The organism is Pseudomonas sp. RA_35y_Pfl2_P32, from assembly GCF_963970735.1.
Lineage (GTDB): Bacteria > Pseudomonadota > Gammaproteobacteria > Pseudomonadales > Pseudomonadaceae > Aquipseudomonas.
On record NZ_CAXAQF010000014.1, the window covers coordinates 64,418 to 81,170 of the forward strand.

General features: G+C 56.2%; 29 protein-coding genes. 18 read left to right on the forward strand and 11 right to left on the reverse strand.

Translation table 11 applies throughout. The features are described from left to right. Window positions 1–51: 51 nt before the first annotated feature. Complete coding sequence (locus tag AACY45_RS15585; RefSeq protein WP_073452177.1) at window positions 52–1,308, reverse strand: integrase domain-containing protein; 1,257 nt, start codon at window positions 1,306–1,308, stop codon at window positions 52–54. 462 nt (window positions 1,309–1,770) lie between these two features. Here AACY45_RS15585 and AACY45_RS15590 point away from each other — a divergent pair, with 462 nt between their 5' ends. Beyond that, window positions 1,771–2,238 (forward strand): Panacea domain-containing protein, encoded by a 468-nt coding sequence (locus AACY45_RS15590; RefSeq protein ID WP_339546282.1) that lies wholly within the window; start codon window positions 1,771–1,773, stop codon window positions 2,236–2,238. 38 nt (window positions 2,239–2,276) lie between these two features. Then, complete coding sequence (locus AACY45_RS15595; RefSeq protein WP_339546283.1) at window positions 2,277–2,786, forward strand: hypothetical protein; 510 nt, start codon at window positions 2,277–2,279, stop codon at window positions 2,784–2,786. 1 nt (window position 2,787) lies between these two features. Here the strand turns inward: AACY45_RS15595 and AACY45_RS15600 are convergent, their stop codons facing one another. The 10 genes from AACY45_RS15600 to AACY45_RS15645 all read right to left on the reverse strand — a co-directional run bounded on the left by AACY45_RS15600 (window position 2,788) and on the right by AACY45_RS15645 (window position 7,732). Then, a complete protein-coding gene (locus AACY45_RS15600; protein ID WP_339546284.1) occupies window positions 2,788–3,981 on the reverse strand; it encodes an Arm DNA-binding domain-containing protein in 1,194 nt (397 codons plus the stop codon). A gap of 159 nt (window positions 3,982–4,140) precedes the next feature. Further along, window positions 4,141–4,518 carry a hypothetical protein gene (locus AACY45_RS15605; protein WP_339546285.1) on the reverse strand — a complete coding sequence of 126 codons (378 nt, stop codon included), beginning with the start codon at window positions 4,516–4,518 and terminating at the stop codon, window positions 4,141–4,143. Next, window positions 4,511–4,762 (reverse strand): hypothetical protein, encoded by a 252-nt coding sequence (locus tag AACY45_RS15610; protein WP_339546286.1) that lies wholly within the window; start codon window positions 4,760–4,762, stop codon window positions 4,511–4,513. The genes AACY45_RS15605 and AACY45_RS15610 overlap by 8 nt, the downstream gene beginning before the upstream one ends. After that, entirely contained in the window at window positions 4,759–5,277 is a 519-nt protein-coding gene (locus AACY45_RS15615; protein ID WP_339546287.1) for an HNH endonuclease signature motif containing protein, read from the reverse strand. The genes AACY45_RS15610 and AACY45_RS15615 overlap by 4 nt, the downstream gene beginning before the upstream one ends. A 3-nt stretch (window positions 5,278–5,280) precedes the next feature. Beyond that, window positions 5,281–5,457 carry a hypothetical protein gene (locus AACY45_RS15620; protein WP_339546288.1) on the reverse strand — a complete coding sequence of 59 codons (177 nt, stop codon included), beginning with the start codon at window positions 5,455–5,457 and terminating at the stop codon, window positions 5,281–5,283. A gap of 17 nt (window positions 5,458–5,474) precedes the next feature. After that, the gene (locus tag AACY45_RS15625; protein WP_445261190.1) at window positions 5,475–5,753 is read right to left on the reverse strand and encodes a hypothetical protein; all 279 of its coding nucleotides are present in this window, start codon (window positions 5,751–5,753) and stop codon (window positions 5,475–5,477) included. 5 nt (window positions 5,754–5,758) lie between these two features. After that, a complete protein-coding gene (locus tag AACY45_RS15630) occupies window positions 5,759–6,145 on the reverse strand; it encodes a hypothetical protein (RefSeq protein ID WP_339546290.1) in 387 nt (128 codons plus the stop codon). Then, entirely contained in the window at window positions 6,132–6,332 is a 201-nt protein-coding gene (gene csrA / locus AACY45_RS15635) for a carbon storage regulator CsrA (protein ID WP_339546291.1), read from the reverse strand. Before csrA ends, AACY45_RS15630 begins: the two co-directional genes overlap by 14 nt. 81 nt (window positions 6,333–6,413) lie before the next feature. Beyond that, entirely contained in the window at window positions 6,414–6,791 is a 378-nt protein-coding gene (locus tag AACY45_RS15640) for a LuxR C-terminal-related transcriptional regulator (RefSeq protein WP_339546292.1), read from the reverse strand. A gap of 161 nt (window positions 6,792–6,952) precedes the next feature. Beyond that, on the reverse strand, window positions 6,953–7,732 hold the full coding sequence (locus AACY45_RS15645) for an XRE family transcriptional regulator (RefSeq protein ID WP_339546293.1): 780 nt from the start codon (window positions 7,730–7,732) through the stop codon (window positions 6,953–6,955). Window positions 7,733–7,818: 86 nt separating this feature from the next. Here AACY45_RS15645 and AACY45_RS15650 point away from each other — a divergent pair, with 86 nt between their 5' ends. The 16 genes from AACY45_RS15650 to AACY45_RS15725 all read left to right on the forward strand — a co-directional run bounded on the left by AACY45_RS15650 (window position 7,819) and on the right by AACY45_RS15725 (window position 16,702). Beyond that, a complete protein-coding gene (locus AACY45_RS15650; RefSeq protein WP_339546294.1) occupies window positions 7,819–8,124 on the forward strand; it encodes a transcriptional regulator in 306 nt (101 codons plus the stop codon). Window positions 8,125–8,266: 142 nt separating this feature from the next. Further along, window positions 8,267–8,626 (forward strand): hypothetical protein, encoded by a 360-nt coding sequence (locus AACY45_RS15655; protein WP_339546295.1) that lies wholly within the window; start codon window positions 8,267–8,269, stop codon window positions 8,624–8,626. Next, complete coding sequence (locus AACY45_RS15660) at window positions 8,623–8,913, forward strand: hypothetical protein (protein WP_339546296.1); 291 nt, start codon at window positions 8,623–8,625, stop codon at window positions 8,911–8,913. The genes AACY45_RS15655 and AACY45_RS15660 overlap by 4 nt, the downstream gene beginning before the upstream one ends. Continuing rightward, a complete protein-coding gene (locus AACY45_RS15665; protein ID WP_339546297.1) occupies window positions 8,910–9,407 on the forward strand; it encodes a hypothetical protein in 498 nt (165 codons plus the stop codon). The genes AACY45_RS15660 and AACY45_RS15665 overlap by 4 nt, the downstream gene beginning before the upstream one ends. After that, on the forward strand, window positions 9,404–10,138 hold the full coding sequence (locus AACY45_RS15670) for a Rha family transcriptional regulator (RefSeq protein WP_339546298.1): 735 nt from the start codon (window positions 9,404–9,406) through the stop codon (window positions 10,136–10,138). Before AACY45_RS15665 ends, AACY45_RS15670 begins: the two co-directional genes overlap by 4 nt. Next, on the forward strand, window positions 10,135–10,737 hold the full coding sequence (locus tag AACY45_RS15675; protein WP_339546299.1) for a hypothetical protein: 603 nt from the start codon (window positions 10,135–10,137) through the stop codon (window positions 10,735–10,737). The genes AACY45_RS15670 and AACY45_RS15675 overlap by 4 nt, the downstream gene beginning before the upstream one ends. After that, complete coding sequence (locus AACY45_RS15680) at window positions 10,734–10,970, forward strand: hypothetical protein (RefSeq protein WP_339546300.1); 237 nt, start codon at window positions 10,734–10,736, stop codon at window positions 10,968–10,970. Before AACY45_RS15675 ends, AACY45_RS15680 begins: the two co-directional genes overlap by 4 nt. Beyond that, window positions 10,967–11,761 carry a helix-turn-helix domain-containing protein gene (locus AACY45_RS15685; protein ID WP_339546301.1) on the forward strand — a complete coding sequence of 265 codons (795 nt, stop codon included), beginning with the start codon at window positions 10,967–10,969 and terminating at the stop codon, window positions 11,759–11,761. The genes AACY45_RS15680 and AACY45_RS15685 overlap by 4 nt, the downstream gene beginning before the upstream one ends. After that, window positions 11,745–12,542, forward strand: coding sequence for an ATP-binding protein (locus tag AACY45_RS15690; protein WP_339546302.1), 798 nt, complete (start codon window positions 11,745–11,747; stop codon window positions 12,540–12,542). Before AACY45_RS15685 ends, AACY45_RS15690 begins: the two co-directional genes overlap by 17 nt. Further along, window positions 12,539–13,912, forward strand: coding sequence for a replicative DNA helicase (locus AACY45_RS15695; protein WP_339546303.1), 1,374 nt, complete (start codon window positions 12,539–12,541; stop codon window positions 13,910–13,912). Before AACY45_RS15690 ends, AACY45_RS15695 begins: the two co-directional genes overlap by 4 nt. Window positions 13,913–14,080: 168 nt before the next feature. After that, window positions 14,081–14,365 (forward strand): hypothetical protein, encoded by a 285-nt coding sequence (locus tag AACY45_RS15700; RefSeq protein ID WP_339546304.1) that lies wholly within the window; start codon window positions 14,081–14,083, stop codon window positions 14,363–14,365. After that, entirely contained in the window at window positions 14,362–14,748 is a 387-nt protein-coding gene (locus AACY45_RS15705; protein ID WP_339546305.1) for an antiterminator Q family protein, read from the forward strand. The genes AACY45_RS15700 and AACY45_RS15705 overlap by 4 nt, the downstream gene beginning before the upstream one ends. A gap of 193 nt (window positions 14,749–14,941) precedes the next feature. Beyond that, window positions 14,942–15,505, forward strand: a complete 564-nt coding sequence (locus AACY45_RS15710) for a YfbU family protein (protein WP_339546306.1) — start codon at window positions 14,942–14,944, stop codon at window positions 15,503–15,505. Between the two features lie 110 nt (window positions 15,506–15,615). Further along, a complete protein-coding gene (locus AACY45_RS15715; protein ID WP_339546308.1) occupies window positions 15,616–15,924 on the forward strand; it encodes a DUF2513 domain-containing protein in 309 nt (102 codons plus the stop codon). Window positions 15,925–16,055: 131 nt separating this feature from the next. After that, window positions 16,056–16,388, forward strand: a complete 333-nt coding sequence (locus AACY45_RS15720; RefSeq protein ID WP_339546309.1) for a phage holin, lambda family — start codon at window positions 16,056–16,058, stop codon at window positions 16,386–16,388. Beyond that, complete coding sequence (locus tag AACY45_RS15725; RefSeq protein WP_339546310.1) at window positions 16,388–16,702, forward strand: HNH endonuclease; 315 nt, start codon at window positions 16,388–16,390, stop codon at window positions 16,700–16,702. Before AACY45_RS15720 ends, AACY45_RS15725 begins: the two co-directional genes overlap by 1 nt. The last annotated feature ends 51 nt before the right edge of the window (window positions 16,703–16,753 follow it).

Sequence of the window (16,753 nt, forward strand, 5' to 3'; positions counted from 1 at the left end):
CGACAGTCGCCACTTCAGTCGCCCTGCTGCACGACACGGATTGTCGCCGGCTCAGCGTATCGGCACGACGTTACGGTCCCTGGTTTGATTGATGGCGGATGCCGACAGGCTGCCGGTGGCTGCCTTCTGGATATGTTCACTCCACCAGGCCATCATCGGACGCCGGCGTTCGATGTAATCCGCCCGGTTGTAGGCGCTTCGAACTTCGTCTTTATCGACATGCGCCAGCGCGACTTCGATCAGCTCCGGATCCCATCCATGTTCGTTCAGAATTGTGCTGGCCATGGAGCGCATTCCGTGGCTGACCAAGCGGTCCTGAAAACCCATTCGTTTCAACGCCATGTTGGCTGTTTGGCTATTCGCGTGGGTGCGCGGGTTTCTATCTGACGGGAACACATATTCCCTGTGGGCGCTATGGGGCTTAAGCGTCTCCAATAACGAGAGTGCATGTTCGGTCAGCGGGATTGTGTGCGGACGACGCTTTTTCATTCGCTCCGGAGGGATGGTCCAGAGGCGTTTGTCGAAGTCGATATCTGCCCATCGGGTGGTCGCCGCTTCGGAGGGGCGGGTCATGGTGTGCAGCTGCCATTCGATCAGGCAGCGGGTCGTCCGCTTGATGCTGGCGTTCGCGATTTCCATCATGAGCTCGGGAAGCTCATCAGCTGGTAGCGCGGCCATGTTCTCTTTTTTGGGTTTCTTGAAGACCGCTCGAATGCCGCTGAGAGGATTGGCAAAGATCATTCCGGAATTGACCCCGTAGGTCATGATCTCGTTAAGGCGCTGGCTTACCCGCTTCACGGTCTCGAGGCTACCTTTGGCCTCAATCGGCCGAAGGAGCTTGATGACCATCGGGGCATTCACTTCTGATAGCGGCGTTGATTTCATGCTCGGAAATACATGCAGCGTGAGTGAGCGCCAGATGTCTTCGGCATACGCCGGGGTGACGGAATCCTTCTTCAATTCGAACCACGCGGTGGCTACGTTCTCGAACGTATGTTCCGTTTCCGCTCGTTTGGCTTCCTGCAGTTCATTACGCTGAGCTTTGGGGTCGATGCCCTGTGCAAGCAGCTCTCTAGCCTCAACGGTTTTCTTCCTGGCTTGCGCAAGAGAAACCTCGGGATAAGAGCCGAGTGCCATGTTGATTCGATTCTTGGTGACGGGATGCCGGTAGTTGAAATTCCACTGCATCGAGCGATTGACTCTGACACGGAGCTGAAGCCCGTCGCCATCGGTGAGGACGTAATCCTTGTCTCTCGGTTTGATCGCCTTGAGCTGGCGGTCGGAGAGGCGGGTGGTTTGAGCGCACATGAGAAGTACTCCATGACACTTTTTGGTATTCCCAAGATTAGCCCTGGGTAGCCGGGAATACCATTGGGAATACCAAATCGCCTGGAACTCTAAAAACCTCGAAAGCCCCCAATAGCCATGAAACCCCCGTATTCACTGGATTTCAGGCACAAAAAAAGACGTCCGTGGACGTCTTTAGATGATGAAGTGGTGGAGCCGGGGGGATTTGAACCCCCGTCTAAGGCTTGCGCCACAAGGCTTTCAGCCTCTAGGCTGCCATTTTGCTGTCATTCCAGTTGTCGCACTTCTATTAGGTATGAATCCGACGTCAATTTAACTGGTTGTATGTACAGTTATTTGTTATATTTTCTTACAGGAACGAGCCATGCCGTAGGTGTCAAGTATAATTTGACATCCGCTCTTGACTTCGGCAGACTCGCGCCTCATTTTGATGTCTAGCTGGTTCACAAGGAGGGCAAAACGATGAGTAGAGATGCGCGTGCGGTTGCCCAGCGAATCCTTAACGAGTGCCGTGAGGCTGGGGATCCTGCTGTAACGCCTATGCAGCTTTTGAAGCTTGTATATATTGCGCACGGATACATGCTTGCAAGGCATGGCGTGCCCTTGATAAACGAGCCTGTTGAAGCTTGGCAGTATGGTCCGGTAGTCCGCAGCGTTTACCAGGCCGTGAGGGATTTTCGCTCCGCTCCGGTTACCAACGTTCCTGCACCACCGGTCATGTTCGATCAGAACGAACTGGCTGTAATGAAGGACGTTGCTCGGATTTATGGCCGAGCAGATGGCGTTACACTTTCAGCAGCCACGCATCAGCCCGGGACTCCTTGGAGCGTGACTTGGAATAACCAAGGCAAAAATGCTGTGATTTCAAACGACATGATTGAAGGTTTCTATCGTTGGTTGTTGTCTCAGCCAACTCATTCCATGCTTTGAGCCAAGTTGGAGGTGGCGAGTATTCGCCTGAAGGATAATTGAGCGAATTCTTGCCACCGTCTTCACAGTCTAATTCCCCTCTCTCTGACGCTACGGCTCTCGAAGAAGCAAACGCTTTTGCAAATAATGAAGAGCAATTAAGTAGCGAGTTTCTCCCGCCCCTATCATCTGCTGAATCTCCGCTTCTTGACCCGAAGTTAGTCGGGGAGATGCAGGCCTTCGCTAACAACGATGATCAAGCCCAGAAACGAAAACATGCCGACGAAATCCATGGCATGAGACTTTCCCATAGCAATCTACTTTTGCTACTTGCTATTTTATGGATATTTGTAATTTTTGTTGTGGTGCTTTTGCAAGGGTTTGGGCAATGGTTTACTCCTATCCCAAAGGAGTACTCCTATCTGCCGTTCAAGCTCACTGATACGTTGCTGATCACCTTCATAACCTCTACAACCGGCACTGTGCTCGGTTTGTATGGTATTGCGGCGTACTGGCTATATGGCAAGAAAGCTGAACAAAAAACATCTCCTAAAGATAAGAAGAAATAGCCTAGTCTGAAATGGGCTGACGAAATTGGGCAGAAAGGTTATTGGCAGGTCTACCGCTCCATAATCCTTCAGCTCTGCTGCCCGCACCCTCATCTGCTGATGGCATCCACCTTCCATATACTCGGGCTATCATGGTCCAGTCAGTGTGCCCCATCTGTTTGGCAACCCACATAGGGTGCTCACCCGCAGACAGCATCATCGATGCATACGTATGCCGAGTCTGGTACGGCCGACGGTAGCGAACGCCAGCCTTCTTCATCGCTGGTACCCACATGGTCTTCCGGATCGGGCCATCACCCGCCCAGCGCTCCAGCGTACGCGGGTTCTGAAACACTTCGGCATCAGCGAGGAATGTATGGGCTTTCTGCGCCTTCAATGCCTCCATCGCCGGACGAAGAAGTTTCACGCTGCGTCTACCTGCAGCGGTCTTCGTTGTCTCTACTTTCCCTTTGCCGGCCTGAGTCATTGCCCGGCTGACCAACACTTCCTCACGCAGCCAATCGATATCTCCCCAGTCCAGCGCCACAAGTTCACTGGTTCGCAGTCCTGTCCACAGAGCGAACTGCATCATGTTGCGCGCCTGGCCGGAGAGGGTACCCAACACTGCGTGTTGCTCTTCAGGGCTGAAGGGATCGACGTCATCCTCTTTCGTAGGTGCGGCCTTGCGGGAGTAGGTCCAACCAGCCAATGGGTTCAAGTCAATCAACTCTTCCTCGGTCGCGTCGTTGAGTGCGGATCGCAGGCAGCTCTGGATGTTGCTGAGCGTCTTGTTACCCACTTCAAGTGTATCCAGCCAGTCACGCACCGCTTTACGCTTCAAGTCCACCAGCATGGTGTCACCGAGGGCGGGGATAAGGCGCAGGGTAACCAGCTTCCGATAACCATCGAAAGTGCTGCTCGCAACGTGCTTCTGCTTCCCCTCGAGCCACCTGGTGAGGAATCCGTTCACGGTTTCCCGGGAAGCCTCAGGCGCGAATTTCGCGCCCCGCGCAGATCTCGGGAACGTCACTGAGTAGTCGAAAGTACCAATCGAAATTGCGTGCTCGATCGCCGCCTTGTGCTGCTCGGCCTTCTTCAGGTTAGTGGCGGTGGGCTTGAGCGTGATGCGCTCGCGGCACCGGACGCCCCGATACATGAACGTGATTTCGATACTCGTATCGGAGACCGCCCGAACTCCCCTCCCGCCTCTACCCATGACTCATATCCTTCTACGTCTAGAAGCGTCCGGCCATCCGGCGCTTTGATCCATATCTCACCGAGCCGCCAGATTCCGTCACGGATCTTTGAGCGGATCGCGTCCTCTGTGTAGCCAGACTCGCTGGCAAATTTCCTGACGGTCACATAGCGCATTGCTTCACCGCTCTACTTGTCGCGACACGTTTTCGTTATTCGCGTTTTGTGTCGCGTCACGACGGTGCGTCACGCGAGCGGGAAACGCCTCACCCTCCCATTTTCCAGCCATACCCCGGATGTGATGGCGGTCGACGTGGGGGCGCTGCTCTTTGCTGGCGAACAGGCTGGTGCAGGCGTTGAACTGGTCGAGCTCACTATTGGCATCGACTAACACCTGGTGTTCTGTTGAGTTGACCTTTATCCAGCCATCCTTGGTTTTTCCAAAGTTGCTGGTGCGGCTCAGGATGAACCGGCGCCCGCTGTTCTTGGCGCCAGTGGACGACTCGTTCAGGTAGTAGGCGATTCCGCCTTGGCGTACCCGTAAGATTGTTTTAGCCACGGGTAACTCCTTTGGCTGGAGGCAGTGCCGGCTTCGACTCAATGAAGGAGCTGGCGCTGTTCTCGCCGCCGATGTGACGGAAGTAATCGATCTCCACCTTGGCACTCTCGATCAGTACTCGGCTGATGTCGGAGACGGAAGAGGCGCGCTGGACCTCCTTGGCCAAGTCTTCATCAGTGGCTTCACGTACCGCTTCAAGCTGTGCAAAAAGATGATCCCGTAGGTCGCTCAATTTATTCTTCATGATTTCTTCTCCCGTATTGCTCTCTTAAGGTCCTGCTGGGCCAGGATCACGTTCTGCAACTCAGCGGGGTATTTGCGTACCTGGTTGCGCCTGCAATGCTCATCCTTGGTCACCAGCTTGAGGTTGGCCAAGTCAGTGTTACGTCTGTTTCCATCTAGAGGAGATACGTAGCAGCCATCAGGTATAGGGCCGTTTGCCTGCTCCCAAACCCATCGATGCTCTGCTACCCACTCACCACTGGGGAGCTTCAGCTGTATGCTTCTACCTGTATCCCGGCGAGCACCAACTTCGACCCAGTTGTGGTTATCGGGGCCTGTCTTCAGAGATTCGCGCCAGGTCTTCGCCGTAAACGATTTGTCGCGTCGCAGCCCGAGCCAATGGCATTTGGTCTTTATCTGTATTTTTGTTTTCCCAAGCAGCAGGATCAGCTCTGGCATAGGCGTCGACGGATAATGCTTAACCAGAAGGGCGGTTGCTCGCTCATCCCAAACGAGGTTTCTGCGAGGCTTGCGCATGAGCTACTCCGTCTCAGGGATCGAATCAGCCGCGACATGAAGGCTCAGATTGAATCGGCACTCCTGAGCTAGGCGCATCAGTTCGCCGATCTTGGTCTGGTCGTCCTGCAGCATCTGGCCCAGGCGGACCAGGCGCGAGCCGAGGCTGGCCAACTCGCCTGCTCGGCTACGACCGTGCACAACTCTTGCTCCGCTGCTCATAGCTGGAACCTCTCGTTCTGTGGGGGCAGGCCGGCGGGCAATTGCTCGTTTTGGCACATGGAAGTTGCCAGAGAAGCCCGTGCCGTCTGGCTTTCGTCGATGGCGGTGCTGGCGGGCATCTGCAGGAGCGAACTATCCGGCAGGCAACTGATACCTGTGTTATTCAAGATCCAGCAGGTGACGCCCCGCTGACTGTCATGCTGGACGCTGATGACTTGTTCAATCTCGCTGGCGCTTGCCTGGCCGGCGATCAACAGTAAGGCGAAAAGAGTTATGGCCTTCATGCCTGCACCTCGTTGGCAAACTCGTCGACCATCGGCCAGTTGAGCGCTGCAGCATCCGTCACCAGGTCCAGATCGGCGCCGCCAACTGGTTCGCCCATACCAATGCACACCATCGGCACGTTCGCCGAGCCGGTACTTAGGGCGCCGTCACGCAGCCAGCGATACCGATTTGCGTCGGCGACCATCTGGATATGCTCGTCAATGCAGAACTCGGGTACCTCAATGGCTGGCGTTACCAGGTCTCGATCGCTGGCGCCGGCGATCACCGCAAGGCCACGCCCAATGGAAACGTGAGCGCCGAGCTGGGCGAACTGCAGGATCTGCTCCAGCGTCTTCCCTTCAGGTGCGCGTAGCACCAGGGAAATACGTTTAGGCGACTGCATGAGCTTCTCCTTTCTCCTTGGTAGCTCCGGCCTGGATGCGCTGGTAGATCTCTTCGCGATGTACCTCGACGGAGTCTGGTGCAGTGATGCCAAGGCGAATTTGCTGGCCACTGATGCTGAGCACGGTGACGCTGATGTCATCGTTGATGCGGATGGTTTCGCCTGGGCGACGGGTGAGAATCAACATGGTCCTACTCCTTGGGGTGAGCTTTATTCAGGCCGAGCGAATCCCGGCCGCGTTGTTGGCTTTCGCAAAAATCAGTTGGGGTTAAGCGGTGAGGGCGACCTCGATGCGGCGAACGGCCACGCGCGTTTCAATGCGGCGCTCACCTGGGCGGCGGATGCGGTTCATGTGGTCGTCGGTGATGGCTGCGTGGCCGGCGAGGATCGCGCAGAACACAATCACCATATGGCGCGCAATGCCACGGCAGAACAGCTCTGTAGGGATTGCCGAGCGACTGGTGATGCCGAGCTTGTAGAAGACGCGCTCAATGGATTTTTTGACGGTGCCGGGAGCGCAGCCAACGGCGCGAGCGATTTCCTTGTTGGCCAAGCCAGCGCAAACAGCAAGGGCGGCACGCAGCTCTTGTTCGGCAAGTACGCCTGTTGTGCCTTGGAGCTTGCCGAAATTGACAACCGTGCTCATTTCTTTTATCCGTCACATTCGTTGCTGATGGAGAAAAATATAAGCAGATTTATATAAGTGTTCAAGCAGTATTTTTATTATTTTTACCAGGTTGCTGATTTTTCCTAACCTGTACGCGAAAAAAAACCCGGTGATCCGGGTTTTGGGCGTTTGTGCTTGAGCTAGTAAAAGGATGCGCCCCAGAAGACGCGACCCATGATGCGGATGTTGGCGTCATCCATCTCGCGCACCGAATACGTCTCGTCGGGATGCTCATAGGTATTGTAGCTTTTCATGCGGACTCCGCCGCCTGGCAGTCGGTAGAGCGCCTTTACCCTGATCTGCCCTCCGTGATCTATCACATACATTCGACCGTCAACGACTTGAGTCTCACGCAAGTGAGCAACAACGGTGCCGCCGTCCTGTAGAACGGGGGTCATTGAGTTGCCAGAGATCGCTACCGCCACAACGTGTTCGGGTAGCACTCCTTGTTTCGATAGTATTTCGGTGTTGAGGTCGAGATGAACCTTTACGCTAATCTCGACGACGGTCTTCGATGGGTCGCGAGGGTCGTCCAGCTCAATCAGATAGGGTATTTCCTCCGTCAGAAGAGAGTTGGAAGGCGCGTATCGGCTCGCACTCCTGAGCTCTTCAATCCTGTCTCGCAATGCAGAGTTGAGCGCGGCGTCATCCTCGTGTTCGCCGCGGAGGATCTCCTCAAGCTCACTACTGAAGTAGGTCGCAACATCTTCTGGCGAAAGCATTTCGCCTTCCCCGGATGCTAGCCAGGTGCTGTTCACGCCGCATGCTCTGGCTATCTGAACCAGATAGGAAGACCGCAGTGTCTTCCCAGATTCAAGTTGGCTGATGGCTGTCTGCGCGATACCAACGGATTCGGCAAGCTGAGACTGAGTAAGTCCAGCTTTCTTCCGGGCAAGCTTGATTCGTTCGGATAGATTCATCCTCTGATCCTATAAAGATACTTATGGGGTTGCAAAGAAGTTTGCTTCTGTGCAGTCTATAAAAAGACTTATCAGAGGCCTGTCTCATGGCTCAAAAAATTAGCGAACTAATAAATCATTTCGGCAGCCAGTCGAAGACCGGAGATGCCCTCGGCGTGTCTCAAGCAACAGTTTCTTATTGGCTGTCCGGGTCGCAAAAGGTTAGTCCTGAAAAGGCGCTGCTTGCTGAGTCCGTCACTGGTGGCGCCATTAAAGCATCTTCGATCTGCGACCTTATTGCCCAGGTCGAAGCTCGCCACAAGGTAGGTGAATCATCGCCTGAATTCCCGACTGTTGCACCTGAGCCAAATGGCTCTGTATGCGTATCCAGTATCCCGCAGGTCTCCCCGTGAACCCCCTATCACCAGGATTTTTGCTGAGCGGCTGACTTTTCGACCGCCCACAAAAAAGCCCAGCCTGAGCTGAGCTTCTTAGTCGCTACCTGTTACTAGCAGGTGGCTTTGGCATCACTTTGTCTATCGAAGGGCAAAAACAATGCAAAACGAAAATACCACCGGACTTAACCGGACGCAACAACCATTGCTCACTACAGCATCCGCATTTAGCGACTTCGACTGCCTTGATAAGTCCGCAAAGCTCATGGACGTCCGCCCTGGAATGCTTGTAAGCGAAGCCTTGAGCTCTTCGAGCAACATGCTGAACGCCGTTACCAGCATCCTTGATCAGTTCATTGTAAGTGGATTGAACGGCACCGAAATCTACGGCATCCGGTTCATGGTCGAGGCGGCTTGTGCACTGGTGGATGCATCTGCTCAAAGCGTTGAGTTTGGCAATGGCGCGACACAAAAAGCCAGACCCGAAATCGTGGCGCGGGATTTGGCGGTGCAGCCATGAATAAGCTGCCTGCCGTATTGGTAGTCCATGGCGAGTTACTGGATGACGCCGTTGTCACTGCCGAGCAAATGGCGCGGATGAACGACGCCCGCGCCACCTTCAACGAATTGCGCTCGATCCTTTTGGCTCGGATCGTCCCAACGCTCGACGGCGGCTGGAGCAACCCTCTTGCCACTGAGATCGAAAGCCGTCTGGAATCGATCACTTTCGCAACTGGCAACTTTTTCTGGAAGTCCCGTCACGCTGGCGCAGCGTATGACGCCGTTCATGTCGGGGGTTGCCAATGACTATCCCGAAATCCAAGCGTCCGCTACCCAAAAGTAAGCGAATCGGCCTTCGGTCGAAGCCAGAAGGCAAGTACGCCTGGGATCGCCTGCCATTTGTTGGCAAGGATAACGGCCCAGAGTCGTTCTGGGATGTGCCAATGACGGGCGGCTACTTCGGAGGCATCGAGGTTGGCCGGTCAGTTGCTTGCATGTATCTCAAATACGTCAGGGATCACCGTGACAACCAAATCCACAACGCATCAGGGGTTCTCCGTTCGATACTCGCGGCGATGGATGCGAAGCAGCCCGTGACTAAAGAGGAGGTCGAATCGTTACAGGGCCAGCGAACCGGGTTCATGAGTGAGATCTGCATCTGGGTCAGGGCTGCTGCTGAGCGCCTTGGTTCGAGTTTCGACGCCATTCCTGAGCGCTCGCTCGTCCAGCAGGCAAACGAATCCCTTGCCAGGACCGACGCGGCACTGATGGGCGCAATCAAGTCGAGGGACGTGCAATGACCATCGCCAAATTCCAAGGCGGCGATGCCGTCACCATGTCCTCCCGCGAGATTGCGGAACTGACCGAAAAGCGTCACGACCACGTCAAGCGCGACATTGAAAACATGCTCGCCGAGCTTAAAAAAGATATCCCCAGTTTTGGGGGCATCTATTTGGACAGCATGAATCGGGAGCAGGTTGAGTACCACCTGGACAAAGAGCTGACCGAGACCCTGATCACCGGCTACAGCATCCCGTTGCGGCACAAAGTGATTCGCCGACTTCACGATCTGGAAGAGCAAGCCGCCCGCCCGATGACCCAAGCTGAAATCACCGCCGCCAACGCGAACCACTTGGTGGCGGTCGAGCGTCAGCAGCGGGAGCAGCAGGTGGCGCTGGAGCGGATCGAACGTCGCGTCGAGGACTTGAGCCAGACCACTGTGTGGGATCACTGCCCCCAGAATTGCCAGTCACTGACCCGAGTGAAGGAAACCATGCTGGCGCGCCACGGCCTGTCCGGCGCCGTCGTCGACTACGTGCTGAAGGTCTGGCCAAACCAGCCTAACCCTGCCGGCATGGTCCGGAACGGCCATGAGGAAGCGCTGGGCTCCCAGTACCTGGTCTGGTCAAAGAGCCACGTCACTGCTGCCTTCAACCGCTTCGTATCCGAATCCACGATGGTCACTACAACCCAGGCGACCCACCCATATTTTGAGGGCCGGTTCCGCCTGGTCCAGAAGGCGCAGTCATGAGTAAGGTAATTGATTTTCCAAAGACACACATCATCGAAACCATCGACCAAGCTTTCTTCGAGAAGTTCGCTGACGCTGCGCTTCTCCTGAAGTGCTTCGAGTGCGTCAAGGGTGCGACAGAGTTCGTGGAGGAGGGGGGCGTAATTGAAGCCCGGGGTGACGTGTACGTAGGTCTGATCGAGGCGTACTGGGCGTTGAAGGTCCTGTTCGAGCGCAAGACGGGCGGCGACGCAAAGAAAGTTTCCGATGAGCACTGGGAGGTTGCGGGTCAATGCTTGCTGGCCGGTCAAGAACCACCTGATATGCCTATACCGATTGCCGAGGCGTTTGTCCGGCCTACACCGCCTGATCAGTACAACCAGCTCAGTGATTTGGCATTGGCCTGCGCGGCGTATAACGCCGGCGACAAGGTCAGGCTCGGCACCAATGCCACCCTGGCCGCAGATAACGCAAGGATCACAGCGACAGTGTCCGTGGAGGCGATCAATGCGACTACCGCGCTGGGCATCTTGGTGCGCCGTCTTTCCGGCGGAACGCTGACTGATATGGCTCAGATCGTGAGCAGGATCAGCGGAACCGGCTCGGAGACGCTGCAATGACGACTCCGTTGGAATCAACTACCGGGATTCCGGTAGTTTCGCCGGCCACCGCCGAAGTGATCGCCGGCCCCTGGCCCAACTATTCCGGCTGCCGTCATCTGCCCGAGCGCGAGCGCTGGGAGATCTATGGCCTGGCCAAGGCCGGTCGTCTGGCGCTGCAAGAGCAGGGAATCGTCTTGGATGAGCCCCACGACCAGTTCATTGCCCGGGTAACGCGGGAGTTGGATCTATGAGCATCCAATCCATGGTCTGGGCGCTGGAGCAACAAGAGATCAAAGACTCCACCTGCCGTCATGTCTTGCTGTGCCTGGCCAACTACGCCGGCAGTGATGGGCGCGGGGCTTTTCCTTCGGCGCTGACCCTTGCCACTGACACCGGCCTATCTGAGCGCACTGTGCGTTACAAGCTGGACGCCCTTGAGGCTGCCGGACTGATAAAACGAGGCAATCAGTCTATAGCGGCCGCTTACATCGACCGTCACGACCGCCGTCCGGTGGTGTACGACCTGATCGAAAAACGGGGTGCAGCAGATGCACCCCGCTGCGAACGGGGTGCAAATGGAGACGCTACGGGGTGCAGCTCAGCACAGAGCGGGGTGCAAATGAAGACAGAACGGGGTGCAGCAGCTGCACCCAATACGTCATCTATCCGTCATCTATCCGTTAATAAACCAATAGGCGATAAATCGCCTGACCAGAAAGTTCGCAAATCAAAGTTTGATCCGCTGACTGCCAAGCCTGCCAATGCATCCGATCAAGCCTGGGCTGACTTCTGTGAAATGCGGAAGGCCAAGCGTGCACCGTTGACACTGCGGGCTTGTGAATTGATCTCCAAGAAGCTGGCCAACCATCCGGAACCCGACGCAGTGCTGGATAAGTCCACCACCAGCAGTTGGTCGGACATCTACCCGGAATCGGTCCTACCTGGCGCTGGCGCCAAGAACGGTAAGCCATCGGCTTTCAACAACCTGCCCAACCACACCCCGGATATGTACCAAGGAGGCGACAATGGCCCCGCGTTCTAATTTCCGTCGCCAGCCTGATTCGCGAACTTTCACCGGCGAGTGCCCTGCCCACGGCGAGGTTGATCGTTCCGAGGTTGAGCAGTTCGATGGATCGATGGCTGTCCGCCCATGCAAGCAGTGCCAGTTCCACGGCCTGCGTGTATCGCCACAGGGGAGCGAAGAGCATTCGCAGGCGCTGGCCAACCTGCAAGCCGAAAGCGTCAACAGCGCGCTTGTAGGCTCTGGTATCACGCCCCGGTTTGCCGATAGCACCTTCGCGACCTACCGCGCCACCACACCGGATATGACTCAGGCGCTGGAAACTTGCCAGGGCTATGCCGATAACTTTGGCGAGCACTTCCAGGCCGGCCGAAACCTGCTGCTGTGCGGGAACGTCGGTAACGGCAAGACGCACCTAGCCAGCGGCATCGTCCAGCACGTCATTCGCCAGTATCGGGCCGTGGCAGTGATCACCACCGCCGCCGAGATTATCCGCGTGTTTAAGCGCTCGATGGATCGCAATGCCGGCTATTCCGAGAGCGACGTGATCAACGAACTGGCAAGTTTCGACCTGTTGGTGATCGATGAAATCGGCGCCCAGGCAGGTACTCACTACGAATTGTCGGCCCTGCATGAGGTCCTGGATCGCCGTTACAACCTGATCCGCCCGACGGTGGTTGTGTCCAATCTCAACGCGAAGAGCTTGGGCCCGTATATCGGCGAACGCGCCCTTGACCGGCTACGCGAGAACGGTGCGCTTCTAGCCGGCTTCACTTGGGCTTCGGCGCGGGGGCGGGCATGAACGAGTATCGCGAGCTGTACAGCGACGAGGCGGAACACGCCCTGCTCGGCGCATTGATGCTGGATGGTGAGCTGTTCGACTCGATCACAACCAGCGTTGCCACGGCCGACTTTCACGACCCGGAAAACGCGGCACTGTTCCAGGTGATGCTCGAGTTGCACGCCACCGGCTCACCAATTGACCCGGTGACTCTTCACGACTTCAAGCCATATCTGCCCAGCGGCGGAACTACCATCGCCTACGCCGGTGAGCTGGCCAAGAACACCCCCAGCACTGCGAACTGGAAGGCCTATGCGAGTACGGTGCGGGATCGTGCCGTTTTGCGGCGCTTGGTGGGGGCCGCGGACGCTGTGCGCGACTTGGCCAGCGAGAACCGGCCGGTGGCGGAAATCGTTGCCAGCGCCCAGCAGGCTATGGCCGACCTGCGGGATCTCGACACTGGCGAGCCGGACTACAAGCGAATGGATGAAGTGATTGCCCGAAACGTTGACCTCATCGACGCCAAGTTTAACGGTGTGGTGCAGTCAGGGTTATCCACAGGGCTTGTGGATCTGGACAAGCTGATCCGCGGATTGCGAAAAAAGACTGTGACCATCGTGGCCGGCCTGCCAGGCAGCGGCAAGACCACACTCGGCCTGCAGATAGCCCAACACATCGCCTGTTCCGGCGCCGGTGTTGGGATGGTGTTCTCCCTGGAGATGCCCGAGGAGGAACTTGGTAACCGTGCCCTGGCATCCCTTGGCAGCATTGACCTACGGGTGCTCGACGATGGGCAACTGCAGGACGATGACTGGCCGCGCCTGACAGCCGCGGTGCAAAAGATTTTGGATAAGCCGCTGTACGTCAGCGACAAGTCGGGATTAACGGTCCCACGCATCCGCAGTATTTGTCGACAGGTCAAGCGCAAGCACGGCCTCGACGTGGTGGTGATCGACTACATCGGCCTGATTGGCTCTGATGGAAAGGCGTTCAACCGAACCGCTGAGCTGGGCAAGATATCGACGGGCATCGTCAACATCGCTAAGGAGCTAGAGGTGCCAGTGATCCTGCTGGCCCAGCTCAATCGGGACTCAACCAAACGCCCAGGCAAGAAGCCGATCGCTTCCGACCTACGCGATTCAGGCCAGATCGAGGCGGACGCCCATTGCATCATCCTGGTCCACCGCGACATGGACAGCGAGGAAGGCCAGAACGGCGCCACCGAATTGATTATGCCCAAGTGCCGTCATGCGCCGGTGGGGTCGTGTGTTGTTCAGCAGCAGGGCAAGTTCGCCAGGTTCGTCAATTTCGCTGGCCGTGAGCCAAGCCAGGAGGAGGTTGAAGCCAGTCGCCCCTTCGCCAGCCAGTACAAGGGGAGGAAGGGCCAATGATCGCCGCCAAAACGTTAGACCGGATGGTGCCGAATGCCAACACAGTGCAGACAGGCGTTAGATTTGAATTTTCACATAATCGCCTACAGGCCACGGACTGCATGGGCTGCAAGTCAATTCAACAATTCATGACTGTGGAGGTTTGTAAAAGCCTCGGGAGTGCCGCAAATGAGTAACGTCACGGCGGCATTGCCGCGCAAAAGCTTGACCCCAGTTGAGTGCAAGTTCCTGAAGCAGGGCAATCGCCTGCTGCTAGAGAAGAACAACGGCCGGATCGGTTCTGCGGCCTTCATGGACATCATCGCCGACTGGCACGCCTCAAGGTCTGCCCTGGGGTTCGAGGCGTTCGCCCGTCTCTGGATCTCTGAGGGTAACGCCAAGAACAAGATTGCCGACAAGCTGCTGCGTGAACTGTTCGGCATGGACGAACCAACCCCGAGGAAAGTGGCATGAAGAAGCGAACGTATATCGACAAGCCACTGGGTGATACCGAGTACCTGCTGGAGCAGTGGGGCTCGTGGCGGATGGCGGGAATGGGGGTGCCCAGGTATGTCTCCCAACTGGCTGCGGTGATGAATCAGTTCAATCCTGAGCCCAGCACGCAGTCATACGTGATCACTGACGATGTTGCACTGATCGTGGATGCAGCGCTCGCACGACTGATCAAGCGGGAGCAACAGATGGGGGATTTTGTTTGGTTCTACTTCGGCGCGAAGTGGCCCGCTAACCGCATTGCCCGTGAGAGCGGCATTTCGGAGCGCAAAGCCTGGGAGTTGATCAAGGCCGGAGTGGCCTGGATTGATGGTGCGATTGATAGATCTGCTGATGCTGCGTAAAAAAGCCTTTCCGTACAGATAAACACCTGTTTTGATGGCAGGGTGTTCAGCTGTTTCAGCGCGACACCACAGCAAAAGCCCAGCCAGCGAGTTGGGCTTTTTGCTGTGAGGCATCCTTTATTTCTAATCTTCGCTTACTATCTAAACCCGCTGCTTTTTGCGAGCTGCTTAGATATTTATGCCGAGGACTGAGATGGAATTTTCGAATCAGCAAAAGCTTATTATTACCCTGCTAACTGACCTTCACTCGCACCTGAAAGTACAGAGCGACGTTGATCCTGATTTTATTCAGCGGATGGTCACCGGGGGGCAGGGATGGGCTTTGAAATGGAAGTATTCAGGATTATTTGACGACACGGGCGAAGACCCAGAGAGCGTAAAGTACGTCGCTGACGTGCTAGAAATGTGGTCTCTCTTGGAGAGCTCATTTGAGGAACTGGATGCGGAGGAGCGTAAAACTCTATCCGAAGCTGCTGATCCTTTTGGTAAGGATGTGAAGTTCCCCGGCTTTGATGGTAACAACGAGCATGAGTACCTTTCCATCGCTCGGATTCTTGTAGGGGATCTTGATCGCTGGTCCGAGTTCGCCGGTCGAATTGTTAATTCTCATATGCGTACCACCGATGGTTACCGTCGCATGCTCGCAGTGTTTGATGAAATTCGATCGAGCAAGATGAACGATCACGACTATGGATTGTTCTCTGTTGAGGAGCTCGCTGAGGTTCTTAATGGACGGCGTCATCCGTCACATAATTGATTTAGTTAATTGATTTTCAAAGCCTCGCCATCGTGCGGGGCTTTTTCGTTTTAAGGGGCGAGCTGTTACCCTCGACATGGCCAATTAGCACTGCATGCAGAGGAATACGAATGCTCCGGAACAAAGGTTGGGCTGTAGAACTGATCAATATCATCGCCGAGGAACCTACTGGCGCCGGCATGAATCGCGCCGAGATTCGTCTGATGTTTTGCGCTAGCGATTCCGGCTCAGGACTCGGTAGTGAGTATGCGTGGGATACGGTCGACTACCATCTCCACCTTCTTGAAACGGCCGGGTTCGTCAAGCTCACTAAGGACGAAGAGCGTGCTTACGATTACTTTGAGATGACGTGGGCAGGCCATGATTATCTGGAGGCTAACGCCCCTTGGGAAATCCCTGCCGATTTTGTTGCTGGATGAGCAACGGTTAATCACAAGCCCAGCCATTCCGCTGGGCTTTTTCGTTTTCGGCTCCGCCACACTCATCGCTCTGAGTTGGGAGTGCTGCTGGAGCCGGACCTAATCGCCCCCCAGATCGGGGAGGACAGCGGATGCCTAACATGCCCGATAAGCCAGACACATGGGTTCTTGTACTCGCCTGGCTGAGTCAGCACGCCCCGGCCTTTTACGCCGCAGGCTTTGCGATATCGATCTCCGCGCTGCGGATCATCTACGGCGGCGGGACACGCAAGGCTGCGTTCTTCGAAAGCCTACTGTGTGGCTGCATCACGCTGTCGATGCTGTCCGGCCTTGAGCTGATCGGCATCCCGCAGTCAGCAGCCAGCCTGATCGGCGGCATGGTCGGGTTGCTGGGTGTGGATAAGGTCCGCGCCTTTGCCGACCGAGTCACCGGCTTCAAGCTTCCTGGGCGGAATACAGACTGATGGCCAGTTCCTCGCCCTGGCACCACCTCTACAAGACGAAGCGCTGGTATCGGTTGCGATGGCATCAGCTACAGGCTGAGCCGACCTGCCGCTTGTGTCGTGCGCTGGGTACGGTCGAGGCTGCCAACACTGTCGACCACGTCAAGCCGCACAAGGGTGATGAGGCTCTGTTCTTCGATGCCTCGAACCTGCAGAGCTTGTGCAAGCCATGCCATGACGGAGCCAAGCAGAGGCAGGAGCGGACCGGCATCCTGCCTGGTCATGACGTCTCGGGCATCCCGGTCGACCCGAATCATCATTGGAACCGCGATTGACCGAAACTATCGACGCGCCCCGTGTGGCACGTCAGTGCCCCTAGGGGGAGG

Coding starts and splice junctions, on each gene's coding strand:
- AACY45_RS15685 (WP_339546301.1), top strand. CDS start 10,967: ATGAGCATCCAATCCATGGTCTGGGCGCTGGAGCAACAAGAGATCAAA.
- AACY45_RS15640 (WP_339546292.1), bottom strand. CDS start 6,791: ATGAGCACGGTTGTCAATTTCGGCAAGCTCCAAGGCACAACAGGCGTA.
- AACY45_RS15690 (WP_339546302.1), top strand. CDS start 11,745: ATGGCCCCGCGTTCTAATTTCCGTCGCCAGCCTGATTCGCGAACTTTC.
- AACY45_RS15725 (WP_339546310.1), top strand. CDS start 16,388: ATGGCCAGTTCCTCGCCCTGGCACCACCTCTACAAGACGAAGCGCTGG.
- AACY45_RS15660 (WP_339546296.1), top strand. CDS start 8,623: ATGAATAAGCTGCCTGCCGTATTGGTAGTCCATGGCGAGTTACTGGAT.
- AACY45_RS15665 (WP_339546297.1), top strand. CDS start 8,910: ATGACTATCCCGAAATCCAAGCGTCCGCTACCCAAAAGTAAGCGAATC.
- AACY45_RS15650 (WP_339546294.1), top strand. CDS start 7,819: ATGGCTCAAAAAATTAGCGAACTAATAAATCATTTCGGCAGCCAGTCG.
- AACY45_RS15590 (WP_339546282.1), top strand. CDS start 1,771: ATGAGTAGAGATGCGCGTGCGGTTGCCCAGCGAATCCTTAACGAGTGC.
- AACY45_RS15655 (WP_339546295.1), top strand. CDS start 8,267: ATGCAAAACGAAAATACCACCGGACTTAACCGGACGCAACAACCATTG.
- AACY45_RS15695 (WP_339546303.1), top strand. CDS start 12,539: ATGAACGAGTATCGCGAGCTGTACAGCGACGAGGCGGAACACGCCCTG.
- AACY45_RS15715 (WP_339546308.1), top strand. CDS start 15,616: ATGCTCCGGAACAAAGGTTGGGCTGTAGAACTGATCAATATCATCGCC.
- AACY45_RS15610 (WP_339546286.1), bottom strand. CDS start 4,762: ATGAAGAATAAATTGAGCGACCTACGGGATCATCTTTTTGCACAGCTT.
- AACY45_RS15645 (WP_339546293.1), bottom strand. CDS start 7,732: ATGAATCTATCCGAACGAATCAAGCTTGCCCGGAAGAAAGCTGGACTT.
- AACY45_RS15710 (WP_339546306.1), top strand. CDS start 14,942: ATGGAATTTTCGAATCAGCAAAAGCTTATTATTACCCTGCTAACTGAC.
- AACY45_RS15700 (WP_339546304.1), top strand. CDS start 14,081: ATGAGTAACGTCACGGCGGCATTGCCGCGCAAAAGCTTGACCCCAGTT.
- AACY45_RS15680 (WP_339546300.1), top strand. CDS start 10,734: ATGACGACTCCGTTGGAATCAACTACCGGGATTCCGGTAGTTTCGCCG.
- AACY45_RS15585 (WP_073452177.1), bottom strand. CDS start 1,308: ATGTGCGCTCAAACCACCCGCCTCTCCGACCGCCAGCTCAAGGCGATC.
- AACY45_RS15615 (WP_339546287.1), bottom strand. CDS start 5,277: ATGCGCAAGCCTCGCAGAAACCTCGTTTGGGATGAGCGAGCAACCGCC.
- AACY45_RS15600 (WP_339546284.1), bottom strand. CDS start 3,981: ATGGGTAGAGGCGGGAGGGGAGTTCGGGCGGTCTCCGATACGAGTATC.
- AACY45_RS15670 (WP_339546298.1), top strand. CDS start 9,404: ATGACCATCGCCAAATTCCAAGGCGGCGATGCCGTCACCATGTCCTCC.
- csrA (WP_339546291.1), bottom strand. CDS start 6,332: ATGTTGATTCTCACCCGTCGCCCAGGCGAAACCATCCGCATCAACGAT.
- AACY45_RS15720 (WP_339546309.1), top strand. CDS start 16,056: ATGCCTAACATGCCCGATAAGCCAGACACATGGGTTCTTGTACTCGCC.
- AACY45_RS15705 (WP_339546305.1), top strand. CDS start 14,362: ATGAAGAAGCGAACGTATATCGACAAGCCACTGGGTGATACCGAGTAC.
- AACY45_RS15630 (WP_339546290.1), bottom strand. CDS start 6,145: ATGCAGTCGCCTAAACGTATTTCCCTGGTGCTACGCGCACCTGAAGGG.
- AACY45_RS15675 (WP_339546299.1), top strand. CDS start 10,135: ATGAGTAAGGTAATTGATTTTCCAAAGACACACATCATCGAAACCATC.